Here is a 24,689-nt window from a genome sequence, read left to right as displayed (position 1 = left end):
ATCGCCTCTCTCGTCAGCACACTGCCACGATGCCCTTGTTGTGCAGCCCCTATCTCACCGCACCGCAAAACAAGACGAACGAGGCGTTTGTGACACAGTAAGATTTTTCACCGGTGAACACGGGATGGCAGCTCAACGTGAATCCATCACGCTCAGGCGCGAATTCATACCCACCTGAACACCGCGAAGGCATAGGCGAGCGAGATGACGAGCGGCCCCCAGAGCGGGGTGCCCATGAGCCCGAGCCAGGCGAGGAAGATGAAGGCGCTGCCGAGCAGCGAGATGAACAGCCGGTCGCCGCGCGTCGTGTCGAGCCCCAATATGCCGTGCCGCGGCCCGCCGCCCGGTGCGTAATATTCCCACACCGACATGCCGACGAGGCAGAGGAAGATGAACACGAAGAACGCGGCCGTCGGCCAGGTCCAGGCCATCCAGTGCAGGAATGTTGCGCCTTCCATCACGCCCTCCCTTGTCACACACGGCCAAGGGCAAAGCCCTTGGCGATATAGTTGCGCACGAAATAGATCACGAAAGCGCCGGGCACGATGGTGAGCGTGCCGGCGGCGGCGAGGAGGCCCAGCTCATAGCCGGACGTGCTGGCGGTGCGCGTCATGGTGGCGGCGATGGGTTTCGCCGCGACCGAAGTCAGCGTCTTGGCGAGCAGCAGTTCCACCCAGGAGAACATGAAGCAGAAGAAGGCGGCGACGCCGATGCCGGCGGCGATCGTCGGCACGAAGATCTTGAAGAAGAAGCCCCAGAAGGAATAGCCGTCGACATAGGCGGTCTCGTCGAGCTCCTTCGGCACGCCCGACATGAAGCCTTCGAGGATCCACACCGCCAACGGTATGTTGAACAGCGTATGGGCGAGCGCCACCGCGACCGGCGTGTCGAACAGGCCGACCGCCGAATAGAGCTGCAGGAAAGGCAGCGCGAAGACGGCGGGCGGCGCCATGCGGTTGGTGAGCAGCCAGAAGAACAGGTGCTTGTCGCCGAGGAAGCGGTAGCGCGAGAAGGCATAGGCCGCCGGCAGCGCCACCACCACGGAGAGGATCGTATTAATCACCACATAGGTGATCGAGTTGATATAGCCGTTGTACCAGGTCGGATCGGTGAAGATCTTCACATAGTTGTCGAAAGTGAACTCCCGGGGCCACAGAGTGAACGAGCCCAGGATCTCGTTGGTCGTCTTGAACGACATGTTGACGAGCCAGTAGATCGGCATCATCAGGAACAGGATATAGAGGGTGGGGATCAGCCAGGGTATGCGCTTCATCACCGGGCCTCGTCTTTCATCATCAGCGTGTAGAACAGCCAGCTCAGGAACAGGATGATCAGGAAGTAGATGATCGACATGGCGCCCGCCGGCCCCAGATCGAACTGGCCGAGCGCGATCTTCTGCAAATCGATCGACAGGAAGGTCGTGGCATTGCCAGGCCCGCCGCCGGTCAGCACCACGGCTTCGGTATAGATCATGAAGCTGTCCATGAAACGCAGCAGGATGGCGATGGTCAGCACATATTTGAGCTTGGGCAGCTGGATATAGCGGAACACCGCCCAGGGCCTGGCGCCGTCGACCTTGGCGGCCTGGTAATAGGCATCGGGGATCGAGACGAGCCCCGCATAGCAGAGCAGCACCACCAGCGACGTCCAATGCCAGACGTCCATCAGCACCATGGTGAACCAGGCGGAGAATATCTGGCGCGTATAGTTGTATTCGATGCCGAGCGCATTGATGCTGCGCCCCAGGAGTCCGATATCGGGCAGCGCGAAGATGTTCCACATGGCGCCGACCACGTTCCACGGAATGAGGAGCGGCAGCGCCATGAGCACGAGGCAGACCGAGACCCAGGGGCCTTTGCGCGGCATGGACAGCGCGATGGCGAGCCCGAGCGGTATCTCGATCAGGAGGATGATGCCGGTGAAGAGAAGCTGCCGCACCAGCGCCGCATGGAAGCGTTCCGAATGCAGGACCTCCTCGAACCAGCGCACACCGGCCCAGAAGAACACATTGTCGCCGAAGGTCTCCTGCACCGAGAAGTTCACCACCGTCATCAGCGGGATGAGCGCATTGAACGCGACCAGAAGGAAGACGGGCAGGACGAAAAACCAGGCTTTCTGGTTGACGGTCTTGTTCATCAGGACACCATCCATCCGTCTTCATATATCTGCGTATGCGCCGCATCGAACCGGACATGGGCCTTCTGCGCCGGCAATTCGACGCCTTCCGCGACCAGGAGCTTGATGCTGTGGTCCTTATGGCGCGTCTCGACGATGCGGTAGCGCCCGGCATCGGCGACCTTCACGATGTCGACCGGAATACCGTCCGAGCCGAGGCTCACGAATTCCGGCCTGACTCCGAGCTCGAGCACCTTGCCGTTGCCCTTATAGGCTCCGGCATTTGCCGCCGGAACCGGATTGCCGGCGAACACGACTTCACCACCCTTCACCACGCAGGGCAGCACATTCATGCCGGGAGAGCCGATGAAATGGCCGACGAAAGTGTGCCTCGGCCGCTCGAACAGCTCGATCGGCGTGCCGATCTGAACGATCTGGCCGTCCTTCATGACGACGACCTTCTCGGCAAAGGTGAGCGCCTCGGTCTGGTCATGCGTCACATAGATCATGGTGCGGCGGATGCGGTGATGCAGCTCCTTCAGCTTCGAGCGCAGCACCCATTTGAGATGCGGGTCGATGACGGTCAGCGGCTCGTCGAACATGATGACATTGACGTCCGAGCGTACCAGGCCGCGCCCCAGCGATATCTTCTGCTTGCCGTCGGCGGTGAGGCCGGAGGCGCGCTTGGCGAGCATGTGATCGAGCTCGAGCATCTTGGCGATCTCGCGCACCCGCGCATCAACGTCCTTCTCGGCCACGCCGCGATTGCGCAGCGGGAAAGCAAGATTGCCGAACACGCTCATCGTGTCGTAGATGACGGGAAACTGGAACACCTGGGCGATATTGCGCTGCTCGGGCGTCGCCTCGGTCACGTCCGTGCTGTCGAACAGGATTCTCCCCTCGGTCGGCGCGAGCAGCCCCGAGATCAGGTTGAGCAAGGTCGTCTTGCCGCAGCCCGAGGGGCCGAGCAGCGCATAGGCGCCGCCATCCGACAGTTCGAGCGACAGCTTCTTGAGCGCCCAATCCTCCTCGCGCTGCGGATCGGGACCATAGGCATGCCTGATATCCTGAAGCGTGATCTTGGCCATCAGGCAGCTCCTCCGATCAGACAGGGCAATCGCATATGGAATTTTGCGAAGCTCTTGAAAAGAAGAACGAACTCCCTCCAGTTCCCCTTCTCCCGTCCGGAGGATGGGAGAAGGTGCCCGAAGGGCGGATGAGGGCTCTTTCGCGAAGCATGTAATGCTTTTGAAAGCGTGTCGTGTTGTAGCCAAAGAGCCCTCACCCGGCCTCCGGCCACCCTCTCCCATTGCTTCGCAACGGGCGAGGGGGAGAATTTGCAGAGGGCTTGCTTGGTCCAAGAATTCATATGCGATTGTCCTGCCCGATCAACCGGTTATCACCGTCGAAGAAGAAGCTCTGGTCGACATCGACATAGAGCCTGGCGGTCGAACCCACTTCGAAGGGATGGATGCCATGCGATTGGGAGACCCAGGTCTGGCCGTTCATGTCGAAATGGATGACGCTCTCCGAGCCCGAGAGCTCGGTCACCAGCACGCGGCCTTCGATGACGGACGCGTCACGGCCCTGCGAGACCGGTGTGATGTGATGCGGCCGGATCCCGATCGTGTAATCGCCGTCCGGCACTCCGGCCGCTTTCGGCACATGCCAGGTGACGCTGTTTTCGAGCGTGATCCGGTCGCCTTTCTTCGCGATCCTCGCGGTGTTGATCGGCGGATCGGAGAACACCCTGGCGCTCGTGAGGTCGCGGGGCCGGCGATAGATCCCGGAGGTCGGCCCGAACTGGGTGACGCGGCCCTCGAAGAGGGTGGCCGTATTGCCGCCGAACAGCAACGCCTCCGACGGTTCGGTCGTCGCATAGACGACGATGCATTTGCGCCCGGCAAACAGCTTGGGCAGTTCGTCGCGCAATTCCTCGCGCAGCTTGTAGTCGAGATTGGCGAGCGGCTCATCGAGCAGGATCAGGTCGAAATCCTTGACCAGGGCGCGCGCAATGGCGGTGCGCTGCTGCTGGCCGCCCGACAGTTCATTGGGACGGCGCTTGAGCATCGGCGTGAGGCGCAGGAGATCGGCCGCCTTCTGCACCCGCTCATCGATCTCCTGTTGCGCCATGCCCGCGACGCGCAAGGGCGAGGCGATGTTCTCGTAGACCGAGAAATTCGGATAGTTGATGAACTGCTGATAGACCATCGAGACATTCCGCTTCTGCACCGGAACGCCCGTCACGTTCCTGCCCGCGAACCACACTTCGCCCGAGCTCGGCCGGTCGAGGCCGGCCATCAGCTGCATGAGCGTCGTCTTGCCGGCCAGTGTCGTGCCGAGAAGAATGTTGAACGATCCCTCCTCGAGCCTGAGGCTCGTCTCGTGGATATACACATCCACACCGACGCGCTTTGTCACATTCTTGAGTTCGAGGGACATCGACCGTCTAAGCTTTCTGACGTTGTGGCATAGTCTAACGCCTGTTTCCCGGGGAATGCCAGCGGCATTCCCCGGGACAGTTCGTCGGTTTACTGAGAAGTCCAGCGCTTGATCAGCTCGTCATAGGCGATCGTCTGACCCTGCTCTTTCTCGTTCTCGATCTTGGCATGCGGTCCGCCCTCCTTGCCGAGCCACTCGGAAGGATCCTTCTCGGCATTGAGCCTCGGGCCGCAGCCGCCATAGGTCTTGTTGGCCTCGTCCGCCGCCTGCATGCGCGACATGACCTGGTCCATTTCGCCGGCCAGACGGTCCATCGCTTCCTGCGGCGTGAAGGCGCCGGAATTGACGTCACCGATCTGCTGCCACCAGAGCTGCGCCAGTCGCGGATAATCCGGGACATTGACGCCGGTCGGGGTCCAGTTCACCCGGTCAGGCGAGCGATAGAACTCGACCAGCCCGCCGAGCTTGGGAGCCCGGTCGGTGAAGGACTGATGCCGGATGTCAGAGTCGCGGATGATCGTGAGACCGACATGGCTCTTCTTCAGCGACACGGCTTTGGACACCGTGAACTGCGCATAGAGCCAGGCCGCCTTGGCGCGGTCGGTCGGGGTCGACTTGAACATCGTCCACGAGCCGGTGTCCTGGTAGCCGAGCTTCTGGCCTTCCTTCCAGTAGACGCCATGCGGCGACGGCGCCATGCGCCAGAGCGGCGTGCCCTGGTCATCGACCGTGTTGTTGCCGGCACTCTTGGGCGCCACCATCGAAGCGGTGAAGGCGGTGTACCAGAAGATCTGCTGGGCGACATTGCCCTGGCTCAGCGCCGGCAGCGACTGATAGAAGTCGTAGTCGGCAGCACCCGGAGGCGCGTATTTGCGGAGCCACTCGTCCCATTTGGCGATGGCATAGACCGACGCCGGGCCGTTCGTTTCACCGCCGCGCGACACCGAAGCGCCGGCGGGATTGCACGAATCCTTCTCCATGCGGATGCCCCATTCATCGATCGGGCGGCCGTTGGGAAGGCCAGGCGAGCCTGAGCCCGCCATCGACAGCCACGCATCGGTCATGCGCCAGCCGAGGTCGGGAGCGCGCTTGCCATAGTCCATGTGGCCATAGACCTTGACGCCATCGATCTCCTTCACGTCATTGGTGAAGAAGTCGGCGATGTCCTCATAGGCCGACCAGTTGACCGGCACGCCGAGCTCATAGCCGTATTTGGCCTTGAACTTCTCCTTGAGATCGGCGCGGTCGAACCAGTCCTTGCGGAACCAGTAGAGATTGGCGAATTGCTGGTCGGGCAATTGCCACAGCTTGCCGTCCGGCCCGGTGGTGAAGGATTTGCCGATGAAGTCGTCGATATCGAGCGTCGGCAGGGTCACGTCCTTGCCGTCGCCCGCCATCCAGTCGGTCAGGTTGACCGCACTCTGCAGGCGCGAATGCGTGCCGATGAGGTCGGAGTCGTTGATATAGGCGTCATACAGATTGCGGTTGGTCTGCATCTGCGTCTGCACCGCCTGCACCACTTCGCCCTCACCCAGGAGCTGGTGGTTCACCTTGATGCCGGTGATCTCCTCGAACGCCTTGGTCAGCGTCTTCGATTCATATTCATGCGTCGGAATGGTTTCCGACAGCACGTTGATCTCCATGCCCTTGAACGGCTCGGCGGCTTTGACGAACCATTCGAGCTCCTTCAACTGGTCTTCCTTCGACAACGTCGTCGGCTGGAACTCAGCTTCCGCCCACTTCTTCGCGGCTTCCATATCCGCGAAGGCCGGGGCGGCGCCGAGTGCCAGCAGCAAGGCGGCTGCCGATACTGTCTTGAAAAGCGACATCGCTAGTCCTCCCATTTTGCATGCGGCTTAGCCCTGGGGCCCGGAGCGCATGCTCGTCCGGTTATGCACGTTATCCGGCGTTGGCTGCCTTGCGGGTCTTGCCGCCCGCTGTCTGGCCCATATAGCTGGCGAGCGCCGACTGCTCGGCGTCCGACAGATGCAATCCGAGCTTGGAGCGCCGCCACAGGATATCTTCGGGCGTCTCGGCCCATTCCTCTTTGACGAGATAGTCCACCTCGCGCGCCGACAGCGGCCCGAAACTGTCGCCGAGATCGGCGGCGAAGCGCGCGCCGTCGAAGATGCGCTCCGCCCGCGTGCCATAGGTCCTGAAGATGCGCCGCGCATCGCGCGCGGTGAGGAACGAATAGCGGCGCTGGAATTCGTTGATACGGCTCTCGACATCCGCATAGGCAAAATCGCCGCCGGGCAAGGGCGCTGTCGCTGTCCATTGCGGCTTGAGCGCTGGAAAGAACGGAGCGATCTTCTCGAGCACGGCTTCGCTGAGCTTGCGAAAGGTGGTGATCTTGCCGCCGAAGACGGAAAGCAGGGGGGCGGAGCCTTCCGGCGCCTCGAGCTTCAGCACATATTCGCGCGTCGCTTCCTGCGCCTTGCTGGCCCCGTCGTCATAGAGCGGCCGGATGCCCGAATAGGACCAGCGCACCATGTCGGCGGTGACCGGCTTCCTGAAATATTCGCTCACCGAGGCGAGCAGGTAATCGCGTTCGGAGAGCGAGATTTCGGGCTTCCCCGGATCGCCCTTGTGGTCCTCGTCGGTGGTGCCGATGAGGGTGAAGTTCTGCTCATAGGGGATGGCGAAGCAGATGCGCCCGTCGGTGTTCTGGAAGATGTAGCAGCGGTCATGGTCATAGAGCTTGTCGACCACGATGTGGCTGCCCTTCACCATGCGGATCTTGTCGGGATTGTTCTCGCCGATCACCGTGCCCAGCACCTGGCTGACCCACGGTCCGCCGGTATTGATGAGGAGCCTCGCCTTGACCTCGCTCCTCGCCCCATTGCGTGCGTCTTCGAGCACGCAAGTCCACAGCTTGCCGTCGCGCCTCGCCGAGACGCAGCGCGTGCGGGTCCTGATATCGCCGCCACGCTCGGCGGCATCGCGGGCATTGAGCACCACCAGGCGCGCATCCTCGACCCAGCAGTCGGAATATTCGAAGCCGCGGGTGAATTCGGGCTTGAGCGGCGCACCGGTCTCATCGCTGGCGAGATTGATGCTGCGGGTGGCGGGCAGGATCTTGCGGCCGCCCAGATGGTCATAGAGGAAGAGGCCGAGCCGCAGCACCGGCCAGGGCCTGAGACCCTTGTGATGCGGCAGAACGAAACGTAAGGGCCGGATGATATGGGGCGCCGCCTTGAGCAGGACCTCGCGCTCGATCAGCGCCTCGCGCACCAGGCGGAATTCGTAGTGCTCGAGATAGCGCAAGCCGCCATGGATGAGCTTGGTCGAGGCCGATGACGTGCCGGAAGCCAGATCGCCCTGCTCGGCGAGGATGACCTTGAGGCCACGCCCGCTGGCATCGCGCGCTATGCCTGCGCCATTGATGCCGCCGCCAATGATGGCGAGGTCATAGACACCCGCTTCCTCCGACATGTCTCTCCCATCGATACGATTCATTTCGATTCGTATTTTGCACATGCGAAAGACGCATCTCGCATATGCGAACCAAATGAACCATCAAGTTTCTGCATTTCGCTATATTACGAAAAAAAGCGAAAGACAACGAAAAACCCGGAGTGAAGACAAATTCGCTGGGAGGAGTAAGGCTTTCGCAAATCCCCATGTGATGGGTTGCGTGCCATGAAAGACGATCTGATCCGCTTCGTGCGGCCCGGCTACATCCTCTATGAGGACGACCACCAGGTCGTCGCCCTGCCCTTCACCGACACGCCTCGCTGATCGCCGCCCTATGGGGGACGCCCGGTCTCCTTCATCAGCGCGATGAATTCCCGGGGCGGCACGGCCGGGCTGAAGAAATGCCCCTGATACTCATCGCAGCCGCTCGCTTTAAGGAAGTCGACCTGCTCGGCCGTTTCGACGCCCTCGGCAATCGTGCGCAGGTTCAGCTGCTGGCCGAGCAGGATGATGGCCCTGGCCAGCGTTGCATCACCTTCATTGTGGGGGATGGCTCGGATGAAGGTTTGGTCGATCTTGAGCCTGGTGACGGGAAAGTTCCGCAGCGCGCTCAGATTGGAATAGCCGGTGCCGAAATCATCCACCGACAGCTGGACACCCATCTCCTTGAGCCGCAGCATCGTTCGCGTGGCGCGCTGGACATCCTCCATGATGAGGCTCTCGGTCACTTCGAGATCGAGGCATTCCGGCGGCAGTCCGCTCGCCTGAAGCGCGCTCTCGACCTGCTTCACCCAATTGTCCTGACGGAACTGGCGGGCGGAGACGTTGACCGAGACGCCCATCCGCGCCAGGCCGGTGCTTTGCCAGGATTTGCACTGATTGCAGGCGGTGGCCAGCACCCAGGCGCCGATCTCGACGATCTGTCCCGTATCCTCCGCCTCGCGGATGAATTGATTGGGATAGATGATGCCGTGCTGGGGATGCTGCCAGCGCAGCAAGGCCTCGGCGGCGAAGACGACACCCGAGCGCAGATCGACCTGCGGCTGATAGACGAGCTTGAACTCTTCACGTGAAAGCGCGTTGCGAATCCCTTCCTGCAGCTTCAGCCGCGCCTGCGTCCTCTCCTTGAGCTCGGCCGAATAGCGCTTGAGATTGTCGCGCCCGGCTTCCTTGGCGGAATACATCGCCGCATCGGCATGGGTCAGCAGCGTCTCGACATCGCCCCCGTCGAAAGGATAGGTGACGAGTCCGGCGCTGCATGTGAGATGCAGGCTGTGGCCTGCGACCGCGATCGGCTCGCCAAGCTTCGCCCGCAGCCTGTCGAACCAGTCGTCGGCAGCGGAGTCGAGGAACAGGATCACGAATTCATCGCCGCCCACGCGCACCACCGTGTCCCGCTCGGTGACCGAGGCCCGCATCCGTTGTGCCGCGATCTGCAGCACCTCATCGCCGGCATCATGGCCGAGCCCGTCATTGATGAGCTTGAAATTGTCGAGATCGATGAAGGCGACGGCGAGGGTAGATGAAAGGCGCTCGGCATAGAGAATGAGCTGCGCCAGCCGGTCCTTGAGCAGCGCCCGGTTGGGCAGTCCGGTCAGCGCGTCGTGATGCGCCATATGGTGGATGCGCCTCTCCGCCAGGCGCCGTTCGATCGCGATGCCCGCGATGCGTCCGGCGGTGCCGACAAGCATCATCTCGAAGGCGGTCGGGGTACGGATTTGCCGCGAATACATGGCAAAGGTGCCAAGCACCTGGCCCTGATGCGAGAGCACGGGTCGCGACCAGCAGCTGCGATAGCCATAGGGCGCCATGAGCGAGCGGTAGTCCGCCCAAAGCGGGTCGGTCGCGATGTCGGAGACGATGACGGTCTCACGCCGGAAGGCGGCGGTCCCGCAGGATCCGGCCGACGGACCGATCGGCAGGCCGTTGATCGCCTGGCAATAGCTCTCCGGCAGATTGGGCGCGGCGCCATGCCTGAGCCGCATCTGTTCATCGAGGAGCAGTATCGAGCCGGTTATGCCGTCGAGCTGCGTCTCGATGAAGGCGATGATCTCATGCAGAACCTCTTCGAGCGCCGCATCGGTCGCGATCATCTCCAGAATGCGGCCCTCCCCGGTGCGCAGGATATCGGCACGCTTGCGGTCGGTGATGTCGCGGCACAGGCCGAGAACGCCGACGATCTCCTGCGCCGAATTGCGCAACGGCAGCTTGGTGGTGGAGAGCCACTTGCGCGTACCCGATGTGGTGATGAGGAGTTCCTCGAAGTCGATCAGCGCCTCGCCGGTGCGGATGATGCGCCGATCGTCGGCGATGATCTGATTGGCGATCTCGGGCTCGAGGAAATCCAGGTCGGAGCGGCCGATGAGCTCTTCTCCCGATTCGCGGCCGAGATCATTCGCCACCGCCCGATTTGCGATGAGGAAACGGCTCGCGCGGTCCTTGACGAAAAGATAGTCGGGCAGAATATCGACGATGGCGCGGAGCAGATCGCCTTCCGCAATGACATTGCCCGATCTTATGATCCTGGCGAGCTCGACCTGCAGGCCTTCATTGGCGCCAGCGAGCCTTTCCGCCAGGACGGCGGGCAATTCCGTGTTGCCATGAGGTGCCTTCTCTCGCATGGTAAGCTTGTCGCAGGGCTCCCGAAAATCGGGCGACCGTAACACGAAAACTCCCGACGCCGGGCGACGGCGGCCCTTCTTGATTAATAACGAACGCTTACGCGATCCACTAAACTTTGAATCAAATCAGCCTCCTGCCAGCGTCTAGCGGGGCGGACCGGCGCGCCCTCGGCAACCCGTATTGAGCCGGATATCCTTGCCTTTCGCCGACTAGCCCCTGATCGCGGTCAGCTATCACCTCGACCGATCGGGGCAAAATCCTGCAACGCACCGGCATAGGCCTTCGCAACCGGAGACGCATAAGCGCCGCGCTTGCTGGTCGAAAGTCCGAGCGCGACGAGCGCTTCCGCCTGTTTCACAGCAGCGCCCACACCTTCAATCACAGGCAGCTTGAAACGCTGCCGGTAGTTGACGGCAAGATTGGCCATGCCGGCGCAGCCGAGCACGATCGCCTCGGCGCGATCCTCGGCAATGGCACGCGCAATCTCGGCGCTGAGCCTCTCTTCCGCACCGGACGTCGGATCTTCCAGCGCGAGGACGGGAATATCTGCCGCACGGACGCGCGTGCGTTCGGCCATGCCGTAGCGACGCACCAGCGCCTCGATCGGCACGAGCGCGCGTTCCATCGTCGTCACCACCGAGATGCGCTGCGCCACGAGGGCCGCCATGGCGAGGGCCGCCTCGCAGATGCCGACCACCGGGATCGCCGCCATGGCGCGCGCCGCGTCGAGCCCGGTGTCGTCGAAGCAGGCGATCACCGCGACATTGGCGCCACTACGCTCGCCCTGCGCGATCTCCTTGAGAAGCCCGGGCACCGCAAGCGCCTCGTCATAATAGCCTTCGATCGACACAGGCCCCATCTTCGATGTGACGGCAATGATGTCGCTCTCCGGCCCAGCTGCCGCACGCGCCGCCGCAGCGATCGTCCCGGTCATACTGGTCGTAGTGTTCGGATTGACGACGAGAATGCGCATGGAGCGTGATCGATCAGCCACGGGCACGCCGCCGGCCGACGAAAAGGATCACCGCCAGGGTCGCGGTGATGACGAGGAGCGAAAACACGGTGGTGACGGTGCCGAGCGCATAAAGCACTGGCGTCGTCACATTGGTCGTCATGCCGTAGATCTCGAGCGGCAGCGTGTTGAAGGTACCTGCCGTCATCAGGCTGCGCGCAAACTCGTCATAGGAAAGAGTGAAGCCGAATAGGCCGACACCGATCAGGCTAGGCAAAATCATCGGCAGAACGACATGCCGGAAGGTCTGCCATGAGTCGGCGCCGAGGTCGCGCGCCGCCTCTTCGTATTCCGGCGGGAAGCGGTTGAAGACCGCGAACATGATGAGCACGCCGAAAGGCAGCGTCCAGGTCAGGTGTGCGCCGAGAGCCGATGTGTACCATCGCGGCTGCCAGCCGACACGCTGGAAGACGACCCCGATGCCGAGGCTGATGACGATCGACGGTATGACCAGGCTCGCCACCGAGAGGTAGAACAGTGCCGATGCGCCCCGGAACTTCCGGCGGAACGCTAGTCCGGCAAGCAGCGACACCGCGACGGTGACGGCCATCACCATGAGGCCCAGGGCAAGCGAGCGCCGGAAGCTGCCGCCGAAATCGCCCACCGCCTGGGTTTCGAAGAGATTGGCGAACCAGTGGAACGACAGGCCGTTGAGCGGAAAAGTGAGGCCGCCATTCTCGCCCTGGAAGGACAGGATCAGGATCGCCGACAGCGGTCCGTAGAGAAACAGCACGAAGATGATGAAGGACGCGGCGAGCACATAGAATTCGATACCGCGGGGTTCCCGGTTCATGGCTCACAGCTCCTTGCGGATATCGACGAAGCGCAGAATTCCCGCGACCATAAGGAGAACCAGGGCGAGCAGCACGACGGCATTGGCTGCGGCGGCCGGATATTGCAGGAGCGACATCTGGTTCTTCATCATGAGCGCCACCGAGGCGCTCTGGCCGCCGGACATTACCTGCACCGTCGAGAAATCGGCCATCACCAGGGTGACGACGAAGATGCTGCCGATCGCCATGCCGGGCTTGGCGAGCGGAATGACGACGTTCCACAGCACCTGCCAGCCGGAGGCGCCAGCATCACGTGCTGCCTCGATCAGCGAGCGGTCGATGCGCATCAGCGTGTTGAAGATCGGCGTCACCATGAACAACGTGTAGAGATGCACCATGGCGAGCACGACCGCGAAATCGGAATAGAGCAGCCACTCGATCGGGGCCGGCACGATGCCGAGCTGCACCAGCGTGGAGTTGACGAGCCCATTGCGCCCGAGCACCGGAATCCACGAGATCATGCGGATGATGTTGGAGGTGAGAAAGGGCACGGTGCAGATCAGGAACAGCGCCATCTGCATCGCGGCCGTACGGACATGAAAGGCGAGAAAATATGCCATCCAGAAGCCGATGGCGAGGGTGAGCGCCCAGACGATCGCGGCGAATTTCAGCGTATTGAGACAGGTCTTCCAGGTCACCCATGAACCGAGAGTGTCGGTATAATTGGTGAGGAGAAAGTCTGGATACATCGCCGCGAAATCGTAGTCCCAGAAGCTGACTACCGCGATCATCAGTATCGGCAACAGCAGGAAGCCGCCAAGGATGAGCGCCAGCGGACTCGCCTGCAGATAGGGTGCGAAACGCGACAAGGCGGATGGCCGGCTCCGCGCCACGGCGGCGGAAGCGGTCGATACGGATTGCTCCATCGCGAGGGTCATAGGGGGCTTTCGTTGAGGCGGTGCGCGGCGACAGCCGCCGCGCCCCCGCTGTTTGCCGTGATGCTATGCCGCGATGAACTCGTTCCAGCGCTTCACCATGTAGCGATCCTCGTCCATGACGGAATTCCAGCACGCGACCTTGCCCATGCGCTCTTCGAACGAGCCGCCGTCGCGGACGGCGCCCGCCTTTTCCATGACCTTGCCGTCCGGCGACAGGATATCGCCCTTGGCCGGTTTGCCCTCGACCCAGAAGCCCCACTCGTCTTCTGACATGAACTTCCTGGCGGTATCCATCGCCGCCGAATAGTAACCCTGGCGATTGAGATAGGCGCCGACCCAGCCGGAAAGATACCAGTTGATATACTCATAAGCGGCATCGAGCTTGGCGCCCTCCAGATGCGCGGCGAGACCAAGGCCGCCGCCCCAGGCGCGATAGCCTTCCTTGAGCGGCTGGTATTTGCACGGAATGCCTTTTGAGCGCACCGCCGCGACCGCCGGCGACCACATCGACTGGATGATGACCTCGCCCGAAGCCATCAGGTTGACGCTTTCATCGAAGCTCTTCCAGAAGGCGCGGAACTGCCCGCCCTGCTTGGCCTTGATCAGGAAATCGATCGTCTTGTCGATCTCTTCCTTCGTCATGTTGCCCTTGTCGGCATATTTGATGTTGCCCGTCGCCTCCATGATCATGGCGGCGTCCATGATGCCGATCGAGGGGATGTTGAGGATGGAGGTCTTGCCCTTGAAGGCCGGATCCATGATATCGGCCCAGGTGGTGATGTCACGGCCGACGAGATCAGGCCTGATGCCGAGCGTGTCGGCATTGTAGATGGTCGGAACCATGGTCATCCAGCCGGTCGGCTCCTTGGCGAAGGTCTTCGAATCCTGCGCCTCGACGAAGCCGACGGTATGCGGTGCCGTGCCTTGCGCGATCACGCTGTCGGGCGTGAGCTTTCCGGTGACGAACAGCGGCACGATCTTGTCGAAATATTTGAGCTTCTTGACGTCCATCGGCTGCATGACGCCGGCCGGGAAAACCTTCTTGGCAATCCAGTATTCGATGTCGGCGATGTCGTAGGAGTCGGGCTGAGTGACGGCCCGCTGAGCCGCGGCATCGGAGTCGGTCGCCGTCATTTCGAGCGTAATGCCGAGATCGGCTTTGCACTTCTCGGCGATGGCATTGAGGTTCGACACACCGGTGCCGAACTGGCGCAAGGTGATCGCTGTCTGCGCCCAGATTGCCGGGAAGCCCGTGATGACCGAGCTCGCCGCTGCACCGACTGCGGCGGCGCCCGTTTTCAAGGCCGCACGCCGCGAAAGTCCCTTCTTGTTTTTCTGAGTATCCGTCATTGTCTTTCCTCCTGTGTTTCCCTTGTGGCTCATGAATCGAGGCGACCAAGAATGATCGCGTCCTCCTCGTTCCATGAGAGCGGCACGGCATCGCCGGCCGTGACTGGCCGGGCGAAGAACGTGGTGTCATCGGCGATCGCGGTGAGTTCCTCGATGCCGGCACCATTGACGGTGAGCTTCACGGTCGCCCCCCGATATTCGACATTGGTAACAAGGCCGGTGAAGCCAAGACCCTTGCCGGGCTCCTTGCCGATGCGGACACGGTCGGTTCGCACCGCGATGTCGATATGTTCGCCCGGCACGCGATCGGCACCCGGTGCCTGGAATTGGCCGCCGCCCGGCACCTCGAGCGTGACGGCGCGGTGGCGGCAATCGATCACGCGACCGGAAATGACATTGTGATCGCCCATGAACCGGGCGACGAAGGCCGTTGCCGGACGCTCGAAGACCGTGCGCGGTGCCGCCGCCTGCTCGATACGGCCGTCATTCATCACGACGATCAGGTCGGCCAGCGCCATGGCCTCCTCCTGGCTGTGGGTGACATGGACAAAGGTGATGCCGAGCGATGCCTGCAGCTTCTTCAATTCGGCGCGCATCCTGATCTTGAGGAAGGGATCGAGTGCCGACAGCGGCTCGTCGAGCAGCAGCGCTTCGGGATCGGTGATGAGCGCACGCGCCAGCGCGACACGCTGCTGCTGGCCGCCGGAGAGTTGGGCCGGGCGGCGTGATGCATAGGCTTCCATCTGCATGAGCTTGAGCAGATCGAGTGCCTTGCCGCGCCGCTCGTCCCTGGCGACACCCTTCATCTTGAGGCTGAAGGCGACATTGTCGATGAGATCGAGATGCGGAAACAGCGCATAAGACTGGAACATCATCGCCGTGCCGCGCCTGGCGGCCGGCAGGTCGGTTATCACCGCATTGCCGAGCCTTATGTCGCCCGACGAAATGCGCTCGTGCCCGGCAATCATTCTGAGCGTCGACGTCTTACCGCAGCCCGAGGGCCCGAGCAGGCAGCAATAAGTGCCGGCCGGTATCTTCAAGGTCATCGCATGCACCGCGGTGGTCGCGCCGTAGACCTTCGAGACCGAGACGAGATCGATTGCGGCAGCCTTGGACATTCTGTCTCCCTTGGAAGTTCAGAATGCATTGCACCATGCGTGCCAGATGCTGGGCTCTCTAAGAGACTGAATTAGCGAGAAAATCGCGAAGCGAATAAAACCGTTATCTGTGCGCTGCACAAATATTATGCAATTGCGCCCAAAAACAGGTGAAATCGTATGCAATATTATGGCGAATTGTTTTCACAATCGGATTGCGCTAGTAGGAATACGAAGCCCACGGATTTGCGGAAATGAACCTCCAGACTCCCTTTGCGCTGCCGGATAGCGAGGCTGACGACCGCGCGCAGTTGATCCGTGATCGGCTGCGCGATGCGATCGTCGACCGTCGGCTGGGACCTGGCACAAAGCTGTCGGAAGGCGAAGTCGGCGCGATCTTCAATGTCAGCCGTACGGTCGTGCGTGCCGCTTTGCAGATGCTGTCCTTCGAGGGTCTGGTTCGCAGCGAACGCAATCGCGGCGCTTTCGTTGCCAACCCCACCATCGAGGAGGCGCGGCAGGTCTTTGCCTCACGGCGCCTGATCGAGCCGGGCCTCGTGGCAGCGGCCTGCGAGCGCGTCACTGTTTCCGACATATCGGCTTTCCGCAATCAGCTCGAAAAGGAAGCAGGCTTTCTCTCTCAGCGCGGTCCAAGCGCCCGGCGTTCGGAGATCAAGGCGTCGGGCGATTTTCATCTGCTGCTCGCGGCCGCTGCCGGCAACGCCATCCTGCAGCGCTTCATGGAAGAGCTCGTGGCGCGTTCGTCATTGGTGATTGCGCTTTATGGCCGCTCGGGTGTCTCGAGCTGCGGTCATTCCGAACACATGGCCATCGTCGACGCGCTGGAGCGCCGCGACGTGCCGACAGGGCAAGAGCTGATCATCCATCATATCGGCCATATCGAAGCCGATCTCGATTTGCGCACCACCGACGGCCTGGCACTCAAGGACGCGCTTGGAATCTAGATTGTGGCTGGGGCCGTCACGCCGCCGACAGCCCGCTCGCCGGCTCTTCCGTCGCCAGCGCCACCTCCAGCGTCACGCTGTTGTGGCGGCAGATATCGACGATCGTCTCGGGCGGCGGCTGGTCGGTGACGAAAGTGTCGATCTGGCTCAGATGCCCGATCCGCACCGGCGCCGAGCGGGTGAATTTCATCGCATCCGACACCAATATGGTGCGCCGGGCATTGGCGATGATCGCCTGCGCCGCGCGCACCTCGCGATAGTCGAAATCGAGCAGCGCGCCGTCGTCGTCGATGGCCGACACGCCGATAACCGCATAATCGACCTTGAACTGCTTGATGAAGTCGACCGCCGCTTCACCGACAATGCCGCCGTCGGAACGCCGGACCATGCCGCCGATGACGATCACATCGACGCCGGCGCAAGGGGTGAGCGTCGTGGCCACATGGATGTTATTGGTGATGACGAGGAGCCCTTCATGCTTGGTGAGGGCGCGCGCCACTTCCTCGGTGGTGGTGCCGATATTGATGAAGAGCGAGCAGTTGTTGGGGATGAGCCCCGCCGCCCTTTCGCCGATGCGCTGCTTCTCGTATTCGGCCAGCAGGCGGCGTGCTTCATAGGCGACATTCTCGACGCCGGACGACAGCAGCGCCCCGCCATGGGTGCGGGTGAGAAGCCGCTGCTCGCACAGGTCGTTGAGGTCCTTGCGGATGGTCTGCGGCGTGACATTGAAGCGCTCGGACAGGCCGTCGACTGTCACCTTGCCGCTCTGGCGGGCGATGACGAGGATCTCATGCTGGCGGAAATTGAGCGATGTCATAGGGCTTGAGTTTAGAGCGCGCCTGCCCCTATGAAAAGACTGTTAAGGAGGCCTCCATGAGCAAAGCCGATCTGCCGGCAAACCTGGTCATCGTCAACCATCCGCTGGTGCTGCACAAGCTGACCCTGATGCGCGACAAGCACACGCCCTCGGCCGTGTTCCGCCAGCTCCTGCGCGAGATCAGCCTGCTGCTCGCCTATGAGGTGGCGCGCGACCTGCCGATGACCACCCAGACCATCGAGACGCCGCTCGCCGAGATGGAGGCGCCGATCCTCAAGGGCAAGAAGCTCGTCATCGTCTCGATCCTCAGGGCCGGCAATGGCCTGCTCGAAGGCATGCTCGATCTCATGCCCTCGGCGCGCGTCGGCCATATCGGCATCTACCGCAATCCGGAGACCTTGCAGCCGGTCGAATATTACATGAAAGTGCCCGAGGACATCGCCGAGCGCCGGGTCATCGTGGTCGACCCCATGCTCGCCACCGGCAATTCGGTCTCCGCCGCCATCCATCGCCTGAAGGACAAGGGAGCGAAGGACATCAAGCTCGTCTGCCTGCTGTCGGCGCCGGAAGGCATCAGGCATGTGAATGCCGATCATCCCGATGTGCAGATCTTCACCGCCGCCGTCGACCGCAAGCTCAACAGCCACGGCTATATCGTGCCGGGCCTCGGCGATGCGGGCGACCGCATGTTCGGGACCAAATAGCATCAGCCCGAAAAGTTGCAGACTTTTCGGATAAGCTGATGCGCAAGAAGAGCTGGGCCTCGCTGGTCCGGACCCTGCGTCAGTTAGGGCTTCATTAGCCATGTGGCCTGCTTTTTGGCGCCGCCAATATTTAAGCAGGAATTGGCAGGCAGAATCGGCGCCCAAGAAGAACAAGCAGGATATGGCGCCGCTCATGCAGACCCAGATCAAATGCACCGACGGATCGCGTCCGCGCATCCTCTTCGCGGAGGATTCGGACACTGTCCGCCAGGTGACCGCCGCCTTGCTGCGGCGCATGGGCTGCGATGTCGATGCCGTCGAGCATGGCGAGGAGGCGCTGCATTTCGCCCGCCGCCAGCCTTATGACCTGGTGCTGCTCGATATCGAGATGCCGGTGATGGACGGCATGATCGCCGCCCGCGAGATCCGCGCCTTGGGCGGCTGCGCCGCGCGCACGCCCTTGATGGCGCTCTCGGCCTATCTCGCCGACTGGCACAAGGGCGGCCATTGGCATGAGTGCTTCGACATGGCGCTGCCCAAGCCCGCCGGGCGTAGCGAATTGCAGCTCGCGATCCAGAAAATCCTGCGCTAGAGCAAATCCCGCCAAAGTTGCTCGACTTTGGCGACAAGGATTTGCTCAGCTTGTTAATTTGGCGCGAATCCTTTCCGGCGAAGTGATTTCACTTCGCCGGGATGCGCGCTAAAACAAAAGAGCGCCGCAGATGCAGCGCTCCATTCAGCGGTCCTTAAGGATATTCGCAAACAATCGTCGTTGGCAGGCAGCTGTCGCTCAATCCTCGTTGTTGGTCCGGGTGACCAGATGATTCTCGAGGGAATTGAGCATGTGGAGGAACTCCGCGAGCTCCGGGCTCACCCGCACCGGCCGCATGGCCTGCCCTTGATAGGGCTCCGTACGGTCTGACACCTCGACGCTACGCATGACACCTTCTCCTTCGTTTTCTTTGCTCATAACACGCTGAATCTAAGAATTACCTAAGACCGATACTTACGACGCACAGCGTGACTCCCATCCGAATGGCCGGTTCATCTGGCGTTCATGTTGCAAAGATGGGAGGCGAGACGGGCGCTCGCGCGGCTGAAGCCGGGCCATTTCATGGCGGCCCGAAAAAACAATCAATCGTGATGAAATTGCCACAGGGTCCTGTGCGTATACTCCTCGTGCCAGCCAACACCACATGGGGAGAAATCATGGTGAAGCCAGCTAACATGTCGAGGATCGTGCCTGCCCTAGCGGTTCTTCTTGGACTTGGAACCGCCACCGCCCTGGCCGGACCGATCGAGGATCGCCAGGCCGGCATGAAGCAGGTCGGCAAGGCCATGGGCGCCTTTGCCGGGATCGCCAAGGGCGAAGCCGCTTATGATGCGGCGGTGGTCAAGACCAATGCCGATTCGATGCTCGAAGGCTTCAAGAACGCTTTCGCCAATTTCACCCCCGGCAGCGAGATGGGACCGCCCGAGACCTATGCCAAGGCTGAGATCTGGAGCGATCCGGCTGGCTTCAAGGCCGCCGAGGATGCCGCTTTGAAAGCCGTCGATGCCATGGCCGCCACCACCGATGAGGCCGGCTTCAAGACAGCGCTTGGCGGATTGGGCGAAGCCTGCAAGGGTTGCCACACCAAATTCCGCCGTCCCAAGGAATAAGACCGTCTGAAAAACCGGATCGTCACGAGATCGCGACTGCTCGGCCTCGCAGGACTTGTCCTGCTGGGCGGAGCAGTCTTTTGGCTTTTGAGCGCGCCCCGGCCTTTGGGCCCCGAAGCCCTTCCGCAGCATCAGGCCAATATCGAGAACGGCAAGCTGCTCTACACGATCGGCGGTTGCATCAACTGCCACAAGCCGGACCCTGCCAATGCCACGGCCGATGCGAGCCTGCCATCGGGTGGCGCCCCCCTCAAGACGCCGATCGGCGTCTTCTATCCGCCCAATCTCACGCCTGATGCCGAGACCGGCCTCGGCAAGGCGAGCGATCTCGATTTCGTCAATGCCCTGCAACGCGGCATCTCGCGCTCAGGCACGCATGACATTCCGGCCTTCCCCTACACATCCTATGCCGCCATGCGCCCTGAGGATGTGCTCGACATCCGCAATTATCTGATGACGCTGCAACCGGTGAAGGCCGAAAATAAACCGGCCGATATTCCGCTCCCCTTCTTCCTGCGCCGCGGCATCGGCCTGTGGAAATATATCGGCTTCTCCGACGCCAGATGGCAGCCTGATCCGGCGCAGTCAGCGAGCTGGAACCGCGGCTCCTATCTGGTCAACGGTCCGGGCCATTGCGGCGAGTGCCACACGCCGCGCAACATCTTCATGGTGCGCGACGATGCCCGCGCTTTTGCCGGCGGTCCGCATCCCGAAGGTGACGGCAAGGTTCCGTCATTGCGCGGCCTGGTCGAGCGCCAGCGCTACAAGGATGCCAAGGATCTGGTCTCGGCCATGCAGTTCGGCGAGACGCTGGGCTACGACAAGCTCTCATCGGGCGGCATGGGCGCCGTCCAGACCAACCTGTCGAAACTGCCGGAAGCCGATGTCCAGGCGATCGCCGAATATCTGATCAGCCTGAAGTAGCAGGGCTACCCGGCTTTCTTCTCTTTCTTGCCGTAATAGTAGTTCGCCTTCCTGCCATAGATCAGCCCGCGCAGGACGCGGCGCGCTCCTTCCGACTTGCGCAAGGGATCGACGACGGCACGCATCGCATCATGGGCTGCGACCTTGAGACCGTCCATCGCCGGCGACACGCCCGGCGGCTTCTGGGCCATGCCGAAATGCCTGAGCGTGCCGTTCATCAGCCTGATCTTGTTGAGCCGGTTCACCTCCGGCGTCTTCCAGGTCATCGCCATCGATACCGAATAGCGCCCGCCGGTCTTCACCCAATGCGGCCACAGATAGGGCAGGTGTACCGCATCACCCTCCTTCATCGAGAAGACCTGGGCGCGCCCCTCATAGGATGGATCATAATGCTGGTTGCGGTGCTTCGAGGGCGATATCTCCATCGCCTCCTCCGATACCAGCGTGCGGTCGCCATTCTCGAAGATATGCACGAACTTGTCGCCCCTGATCTGGATCAGGATATTCTCTTCGGCATCGACATGGAACGGCGTCGTCGAATTGGCCGATGACACGAAGATATAGCCCTGGAGATCGCTGTAGTCCTGGGCTTTCTTGCCGGCGGCCGCCTGCGCCGCATCGACGAAGGTCTTCAGGATCGCCGCATAGTCGGGATCATGTTCGACGCCCTTGATCACCATCCAGGCATTGGCCTCCTCGATGCGCCGGATCACTTCGGCGGGCGGCATGTCGATCGAGGGGATGTCTTCCGGTCTCTGGCCCGGCAGCACCTTGCCCGAATTATACTCGATGCGATCGCGCGGCATCGACTGGGCGAGCTTGACAAGGCGCTCGAGCGCGAACAGCGGATGATCGCTCAGGCCATGCTTGAGCGCGAAGGGCGCCTTCAGGAATTTCTCGCGCGCCACATCGGCGTCGATGGTGACGATGCTCATGATTTCTGCCTCCTCATTATCCTGTAATAGAGCGTCTTGGCGGTCTCGCGCGCGCCGCGCCGGCCGCGCTCGGCAGCATGCGCCAGGCGGAAGGCCGTCGACGAAAGTCCGGGCGCCTGGATCAGCGCGTCGCAGAGCGCCACGCGGTCGCGCCAGATATTGTTGATCATCGGATGGTTGGGGATGGCGCAGGAATCGACCAGTGCCAGGCGCTCCTTGTCGATCAGCGTCTCGGTCGCATCGAGGACCAGCTGCACACCGGGCGAGTAGCGCGCGAAGGCCTCGTCATAGGCGATCTTGCCGAGCCAGCCTTGCGCCCCTTTGACCAATCCTGACATTATGGCGATCGGCTTGCCGTTGAACACGATCTTCCAGAACCGGAGGCTGCCCTCGGCGGCGAGAAGATGCAGTGCGGCGCGGAATGCGGTTGCCATGGCGGCATCATCAGCAAGAGCCGTGCCGCGCCGGCCCTTCCAGCCTTGGGCTTCCAGTGCCATCAGCTCGTCGACCCAGGGATCGAGAGGATCGCCAGCCGCCCAGCTGATGCTCTGAAGCTCGCCCTCCTCGGCGAGCCTCGCCCGGAGACGCCGATATTCCTTGCGCCTCTTGCGCTCGAAATTGCCGGTGAACCACTCTTCGAAGCTGCCTTTCGGCGCAAGGCCGGCGCGCTCCCAGCGCTCCAGCACCTCGATCGCGCCACCCGCCCTGGCAAGGGCATGGCTCAACATGTCCCAAAATGGGCCAGAGGCGGGTATGGCGCCGAGCAGGACAGGCCGTCCGCGCTGGGCTTCGAGGAAAGCGGCGATTACCGCCGGGGCTTCCTCCTGGTCGATCAGCGGCGTGCCGAGGAAGCTCAAGGGCGAGGCCCATGATCGCTTCAAGGCCCCGCCGGCCTTCATGGCGAAGACACCGCACAGCTGGTCCTGGCGCCAGACGGTCAGGAGTTCCGCAGGACGTGACGCATAAGCCTGGAGCGCCGGCATGAGCCAGCTTGCCAGGCAGGAGCCGGCCGGCACGAAGGATCGCTCCCCCAGAGCCTGCCAAGCTTCGGAAATCTCGGCCATTTCGGCAAGCGAGGTGAGCGTCCGGGTGGTGAGCCGGCTGGTGACGGCGATGTTCATGGCGCCTGCCACGAGGTGGTGTCGCCGGAAGCGGGGCCGGCCGGGAAATAACGCCGTGTCAGCAGGATGGTGGCGATCGCCTCGAAGGCGAAGGCGCAAGCTATGGCGATGGCGGCACCCTCGATGCCGAAGCGCGGTATGAGCGCCAGCCCGAGGCCGCCATTGATGAGAAGTGTCGCCAACAAGATCATCGCTGCTTTGTCCTGATGTCCGCAGACGGCTAGCAAGTTCTGCGCCGGTCCGGCGGCAGCGCGCGCCAGGAGACCGAGCGCCAGAATGACCATCACCGGATAGGCGGCGACGAAATCGGGCCCGAACAGCCACAGAAGCGGCTTGCCGATCAGCAGCAGGAAAGCGGCGCCCAGCGCCGACGGCCAGAAACACCATTTCTGCATCTTCCCCAGGAACCGGCGAACCTCGCTTGTCTCGCCGCGTGCATGCAGGGCAGCGAATCTGGGCATCGCCACAGCGCTGATCGAGAAATGCACGAAGGCGATCAGCGAGATCGTCTTGAGCGCGGCGAAATAGATGCCGATCTGATCCGGCGTGATGCGCAGGTATTCGAGCAGCAACATGTCGAGATTGAGGATGAAGAGCGTGAAGCCGTCGATCATGAGGAGCGGCAGCGAGGTGCGCACCCAGTGGCGTGGCGCATAAGCGGGCGTGGCATGGGCAAGACTGGCGGCGAAGCGCCGGCGTTGCGCCAGATATTGCACGAGCGCGGTCAGCCAGCAGGCGGCAGCGAGCGCCAGCGCCGCGGTGGCGGCATCGGGTGGACGCGCCACCGCGTAGAAGATGCCGATGAACAGGAACAGGAAGATCGGCCGCACTATATAAGGCGGGATGAGGGCGAGATCGATCCAGCCCTGGGCGCGCCCGACACCATCCTGGAAGTCGGTAAGGCCATAGGCCGGGAGGCTGATCAGCGCCAGGCTGAGCGGCAGCACATAGACGGGATCGAGCACTGAGCTCCAGCCGGTGATGATGGCGAGGGCAATGAGCGCGGTGACGATACCCAATCCCAGCGTGATCGCGCGACCGGTCTTGAGGAAGCCGTGGAACAATTCCCATTTGCCCTGCTCGCGATATTCGGGAAGGAAGCGGATCACCGATGTGGCAAAGCCCGCCGAGACCAGCGAGCCCAGCACCAGGACCCATACCCAGCTGTAGGAGAACACGCCGAATTCGAAGGCGCCCATCCAGCGCGCCAGCAGGATCTGGCTCAGGAAAGCGAGAAAGGCCGAAGCGATGCGGATGGCGAAAGCGGTGATGGCGCCGCGGCCTGAGCGTGCGCCTTCGCCGCTGCCGGTCAGCAGCGTTTCGGCCGGCTGCCGCAATCCTTGCGGCATGAGTTTCAATAGTCGGTTCATAGCGCCCAATCGCCGCAAGGGCCGGGGCGCACGCTTCCATGGCTCAGACCCGGGCGCAAGGTAAGGGCGAATGCCTAAGCTTCCCTTTGGCGGGATGGTTAATGCCTGACCCCTGGCCTCGCCGGAAGCGGCAGTGTCCCAAAAGGCTAAGGCCGGCGACGATGCGCCGGCCCCCGCTTTGAACGAATTCCCCTCAGAACCCGTTCCAGAGTTCCGTGGGGTGGCTTAGAAGTCGCTCTTGGGCTCGAGGATCTGGCGGCCTTTATACATGCCGGTCTTGAGGTCGACATGATGCGGGCGGCGCAGCTCACCGGACTTCTTGTCCTCGATCCAGGTGACGGTCTGAAGCTTGTGGCCCGAGCGGCGCATGCCGATGCGGCTGCGGGACATTTTCTTGCGTGGAACGGCCATCGAAATCTCCATCA

24 protein-coding genes are annotated in these 24,689 nt (G+C 62.2%); 5 read left to right on the top strand and 19 right to left on the bottom strand.

Annotated features, from left to right (window positions below; genetic code table 11):
- Nucleotides 1–164: 164 nt before the first annotated feature.
- From DT068_RS03030 to DT068_RS02970, 13 genes are all read right to left on the bottom strand, one after another.
- On the bottom strand, nucleotides 165–458 hold the full coding sequence (locus DT068_RS03030; protein ID WP_119388270.1) for a DUF2160 domain-containing protein: 294 nt from the start codon (nucleotides 456–458) through the stop codon (nucleotides 165–167).
- A 14-nt stretch (nucleotides 459–472) separates the two neighbouring features.
- Nucleotides 473–1,273 (bottom strand): carbohydrate ABC transporter permease, encoded by an 801-nt coding sequence (locus DT068_RS03025; protein WP_119388269.1) that lies wholly within the window; start codon nucleotides 1,271–1,273, stop codon nucleotides 473–475.
- The gene (locus tag DT068_RS03020) at nucleotides 1,273–2,136 is read right to left on the bottom strand and encodes a carbohydrate ABC transporter permease (RefSeq protein WP_119388319.1); all 864 of its coding nucleotides are present in this window, start codon (nucleotides 2,134–2,136) and stop codon (nucleotides 1,273–1,275) included. Before DT068_RS03020 ends, DT068_RS03025 begins: the two co-directional genes overlap by 1 nt.
- Nucleotides 2,136–3,203: an ABC transporter ATP-binding protein gene (locus DT068_RS03015; protein ID WP_119388268.1), complete on the bottom strand. Its 1,068-nt coding sequence runs from the start codon at nucleotides 3,201–3,203 to the stop codon at nucleotides 2,136–2,138. Before DT068_RS03015 ends, DT068_RS03020 begins: the two co-directional genes overlap by 1 nt.
- A gap of 277 nt (nucleotides 3,204–3,480) precedes the next feature.
- Nucleotides 3,481–4,557, bottom strand: a complete 1,077-nt coding sequence (locus tag DT068_RS03010; RefSeq protein ID WP_119388267.1) for an ABC transporter ATP-binding protein — start codon at nucleotides 4,555–4,557, stop codon at nucleotides 3,481–3,483.
- Nucleotides 4,558–4,646: 89 nt separating this feature from the next.
- The gene (locus tag DT068_RS03005) at nucleotides 4,647–6,386 is read right to left on the bottom strand and encodes an ABC transporter substrate-binding protein (RefSeq protein ID WP_119388266.1); all 1,740 of its coding nucleotides are present in this window, start codon (nucleotides 6,384–6,386) and stop codon (nucleotides 4,647–4,649) included.
- A gap of 70 nt (nucleotides 6,387–6,456) precedes the next feature.
- A complete protein-coding gene (gene glpD, locus DT068_RS03000) occupies nucleotides 6,457–7,992 on the bottom strand; it encodes a glycerol-3-phosphate dehydrogenase (protein ID WP_119388265.1) in 1,536 nt (511 codons plus the stop codon).
- A 314-nt stretch (nucleotides 7,993–8,306) separates the two neighbouring features.
- Nucleotides 8,307–10,595 (bottom strand): sensor domain-containing protein, encoded by a 2,289-nt coding sequence (locus DT068_RS02995; protein WP_119388264.1) that lies wholly within the window; start codon nucleotides 10,593–10,595, stop codon nucleotides 8,307–8,309.
- A 227-nt stretch (nucleotides 10,596–10,822) separates the two neighbouring features.
- Nucleotides 10,823–11,569, bottom strand: a complete 747-nt coding sequence (locus tag DT068_RS02990; RefSeq protein ID WP_119388263.1) for an aspartate/glutamate racemase family protein — start codon at nucleotides 11,567–11,569, stop codon at nucleotides 10,823–10,825.
- A gap of 13 nt (nucleotides 11,570–11,582) precedes the next feature.
- Entirely contained in the window at nucleotides 11,583–12,401 is an 819-nt protein-coding gene (locus tag DT068_RS02985; RefSeq protein ID WP_119388262.1) for an ABC transporter permease, read from the bottom strand.
- A gap of 3 nt (nucleotides 12,402–12,404) precedes the next feature.
- Nucleotides 12,405–13,319 carry an ABC transporter permease gene (locus tag DT068_RS02980; RefSeq protein WP_119388261.1) on the bottom strand — a complete coding sequence of 305 codons (915 nt, stop codon included), beginning with the start codon at nucleotides 13,317–13,319 and terminating at the stop codon, nucleotides 12,405–12,407.
- 63 nt (nucleotides 13,320–13,382) lie between these two features.
- A complete protein-coding gene (locus DT068_RS02975) occupies nucleotides 13,383–14,669 on the bottom strand; it encodes an ABC transporter substrate-binding protein (protein ID WP_119388260.1) in 1,287 nt (428 codons plus the stop codon).
- 29 nt (nucleotides 14,670–14,698) lie between these two features.
- Entirely contained in the window at nucleotides 14,699–15,787 is a 1,089-nt protein-coding gene (locus tag DT068_RS02970; RefSeq protein ID WP_119388259.1) for an ABC transporter ATP-binding protein, read from the bottom strand.
- Between the two features lie 233 nt (nucleotides 15,788–16,020).
- Here DT068_RS02970 and DT068_RS02965 point away from each other — a divergent pair, with 233 nt between their 5' ends.
- Nucleotides 16,021–16,731 carry a GntR family transcriptional regulator gene (locus tag DT068_RS02965; RefSeq protein WP_119388258.1) on the top strand — a complete coding sequence of 237 codons (711 nt, stop codon included), beginning with the start codon at nucleotides 16,021–16,023 and terminating at the stop codon, nucleotides 16,729–16,731.
- 16 nt (nucleotides 16,732–16,747) lie between these two features.
- Here the strand turns inward: DT068_RS02965 and DT068_RS02960 are convergent, their stop codons facing one another.
- Nucleotides 16,748–17,548 (bottom strand): DeoR/GlpR family DNA-binding transcription regulator, encoded by an 801-nt coding sequence (locus DT068_RS02960; RefSeq protein WP_119388257.1) that lies wholly within the window; start codon nucleotides 17,546–17,548, stop codon nucleotides 16,748–16,750.
- A 56-nt stretch (nucleotides 17,549–17,604) separates the two neighbouring features.
- Between DT068_RS02960 and upp the strand changes: the two genes are divergently transcribed.
- Nucleotides 17,605–18,252: a uracil phosphoribosyltransferase gene (upp, locus tag DT068_RS02955; RefSeq protein ID WP_119388256.1), complete on the top strand. Its 648-nt coding sequence runs from the start codon at nucleotides 17,605–17,607 to the stop codon at nucleotides 18,250–18,252.
- A 193-nt stretch (nucleotides 18,253–18,445) separates the two neighbouring features.
- Nucleotides 18,446–18,844 (top strand): response regulator, encoded by a 399-nt coding sequence (locus DT068_RS02950; protein ID WP_162913978.1) that lies wholly within the window; start codon nucleotides 18,446–18,448, stop codon nucleotides 18,842–18,844.
- Between the two features lie 198 nt (nucleotides 18,845–19,042).
- Here DT068_RS02950 and DT068_RS27905 read toward each other — a convergent pair whose 3' ends face one another.
- Nucleotides 19,043–19,192, bottom strand: a complete 150-nt coding sequence (locus tag DT068_RS27905; protein ID WP_162913977.1) for a hypothetical protein — start codon at nucleotides 19,190–19,192, stop codon at nucleotides 19,043–19,045.
- A 269-nt stretch (nucleotides 19,193–19,461) separates the two neighbouring features.
- Between DT068_RS27905 and DT068_RS02945 the strand changes: the two genes are divergently transcribed.
- Both DT068_RS02945 and DT068_RS02940 read left to right on the top strand, forming a co-directional pair.
- Nucleotides 19,462–19,914: a c-type cytochrome gene (locus DT068_RS02945; RefSeq protein WP_162913976.1), complete on the top strand. Its 453-nt coding sequence runs from the start codon at nucleotides 19,462–19,464 to the stop codon at nucleotides 19,912–19,914.
- A gap of 87 nt (nucleotides 19,915–20,001) precedes the next feature.
- Nucleotides 20,002–20,838: a c-type cytochrome gene (locus DT068_RS02940; RefSeq protein ID WP_162913975.1), complete on the top strand. Its 837-nt coding sequence runs from the start codon at nucleotides 20,002–20,004 to the stop codon at nucleotides 20,836–20,838.
- A 5-nt stretch (nucleotides 20,839–20,843) separates the two neighbouring features.
- On the opposite strand, the gene DT068_RS02935 is transcribed toward DT068_RS02940, so the two are convergent.
- The 4 genes from DT068_RS02935 to rpmF all read right to left on the bottom strand — a co-directional run bounded on the left by DT068_RS02935 (nucleotide 20,844) and on the right by rpmF (nucleotide 24,675).
- Nucleotides 20,844–21,773, bottom strand: coding sequence for a cupin-like domain-containing protein (locus DT068_RS02935; protein WP_119388252.1), 930 nt, complete (start codon nucleotides 21,771–21,773; stop codon nucleotides 20,844–20,846).
- The gene (locus tag DT068_RS02930) at nucleotides 21,770–22,894 is read right to left on the bottom strand and encodes a GNAT family N-acetyltransferase (RefSeq protein ID WP_119388251.1); all 1,125 of its coding nucleotides are present in this window, start codon (nucleotides 22,892–22,894) and stop codon (nucleotides 21,770–21,772) included. Before DT068_RS02930 ends, DT068_RS02935 begins: the two co-directional genes overlap by 4 nt.
- Nucleotides 22,891–24,264: a lipopolysaccharide biosynthesis protein gene (locus tag DT068_RS02925; protein ID WP_119388250.1), complete on the bottom strand. Its 1,374-nt coding sequence runs from the start codon at nucleotides 24,262–24,264 to the stop codon at nucleotides 22,891–22,893. Before DT068_RS02925 ends, DT068_RS02930 begins: the two co-directional genes overlap by 4 nt.
- Before the next feature lie 225 nt (nucleotides 24,265–24,489).
- A complete protein-coding gene (gene rpmF / locus DT068_RS02920) occupies nucleotides 24,490–24,675 on the bottom strand; it encodes a 50S ribosomal protein L32 (protein ID WP_119388249.1) in 186 nt (61 codons plus the stop codon).
- Nucleotides 24,676–24,689 lie beyond the last annotated feature (14 nt).

Source organism: Taklimakanibacter lacteus (assembly GCA_003576695.1).
GTDB lineage: Bacteria > Pseudomonadota > Alphaproteobacteria > Rhizobiales > Aestuariivirgaceae > Taklimakanibacter > Taklimakanibacter lacteus.
The sequence above is the reverse complement of the archived record's forward strand: the minus strand, read 5'-3'. Positions and strand labels throughout refer to the sequence as shown.

Coding starts and splice junctions, on each gene's coding strand:
- DT068_RS02950 (WP_162913978.1), top strand. CDS start 18,446: ATGCAGACCCAGATCAAATGCACCGACGGATCGCGTCCGCGCATCCTC.
- DT068_RS02985 (WP_119388262.1), bottom strand. CDS start 12,401: ATGAACCGGGAACCCCGCGGTATCGAATTCTATGTGCTCGCCGCGTCC.
- upp (WP_119388256.1), top strand. CDS start 17,605: ATGAGCAAAGCCGATCTGCCGGCAAACCTGGTCATCGTCAACCATCCG.
- DT068_RS27905 (WP_162913977.1), bottom strand. CDS start 19,192: ATGCGTAGCGTCGAGGTGTCAGACCGTACGGAGCCCTATCAAGGGCAG.
- DT068_RS03020 (WP_119388319.1), bottom strand. CDS start 2,136: ATGAACAAGACCGTCAACCAGAAAGCCTGGTTTTTCGTCCTGCCCGTC.
- rpmF (WP_119388249.1), bottom strand. CDS start 24,675: ATGGCCGTTCCACGCAAGAAAATGTCCCGCAGCCGCATCGGCATGCGC.
- DT068_RS02930 (WP_119388251.1), bottom strand. CDS start 22,894: ATGAACATCGCCGTCACCAGCCGGCTCACCACCCGGACGCTCACCTCG.
- DT068_RS03030 (WP_119388270.1), bottom strand. CDS start 458: ATGGAAGGCGCAACATTCCTGCACTGGATGGCCTGGACCTGGCCGACG.
- DT068_RS02925 (WP_119388250.1), bottom strand. CDS start 24,264: ATGAACCGACTATTGAAACTCATGCCGCAAGGATTGCGGCAGCCGGCC.
- DT068_RS02990 (WP_119388263.1), bottom strand. CDS start 11,569: ATGCGCATTCTCGTCGTCAATCCGAACACTACGACCAGTATGACCGGG.
- DT068_RS03025 (WP_119388269.1), bottom strand. CDS start 1,273: ATGAAGCGCATACCCTGGCTGATCCCCACCCTCTATATCCTGTTCCTG.
- DT068_RS02935 (WP_119388252.1), bottom strand. CDS start 21,773: ATGAGCATCGTCACCATCGACGCCGATGTGGCGCGCGAGAAATTCCTG.
- DT068_RS02945 (WP_162913976.1), top strand. CDS start 19,462: ATGGTGAAGCCAGCTAACATGTCGAGGATCGTGCCTGCCCTAGCGGTT.
- DT068_RS02980 (WP_119388261.1), bottom strand. CDS start 13,319: ATGACCCTCGCGATGGAGCAATCCGTATCGACCGCTTCCGCCGCCGTG.
- DT068_RS02960 (WP_119388257.1), bottom strand. CDS start 17,548: ATGACATCGCTCAATTTCCGCCAGCATGAGATCCTCGTCATCGCCCGC.
- DT068_RS03010 (WP_119388267.1), bottom strand. CDS start 4,557: ATGTCCCTCGAACTCAAGAATGTGACAAAGCGCGTCGGTGTGGATGTG.
- DT068_RS02975 (WP_119388260.1), bottom strand. CDS start 14,669: ATGACGGATACTCAGAAAAACAAGAAGGGACTTTCGCGGCGTGCGGCC.
- DT068_RS02995 (WP_119388264.1), bottom strand. CDS start 10,595: ATGCGAGAGAAGGCACCTCATGGCAACACGGAATTGCCCGCCGTCCTG.
- DT068_RS03015 (WP_119388268.1), bottom strand. CDS start 3,203: ATGGCCAAGATCACGCTTCAGGATATCAGGCATGCCTATGGTCCCGAT.
- DT068_RS02965 (WP_119388258.1), top strand. CDS start 16,021: ATGAACCTCCAGACTCCCTTTGCGCTGCCGGATAGCGAGGCTGACGAC.
- DT068_RS02970 (WP_119388259.1), bottom strand. CDS start 15,787: ATGTCCAAGGCTGCCGCAATCGATCTCGTCTCGGTCTCGAAGGTCTAC.
- DT068_RS03005 (WP_119388266.1), bottom strand. CDS start 6,386: ATGTCGCTTTTCAAGACAGTATCGGCAGCCGCCTTGCTGCTGGCACTC.
- glpD (WP_119388265.1), bottom strand. CDS start 7,992: ATGTCGGAGGAAGCGGGTGTCTATGACCTCGCCATCATTGGCGGCGGC.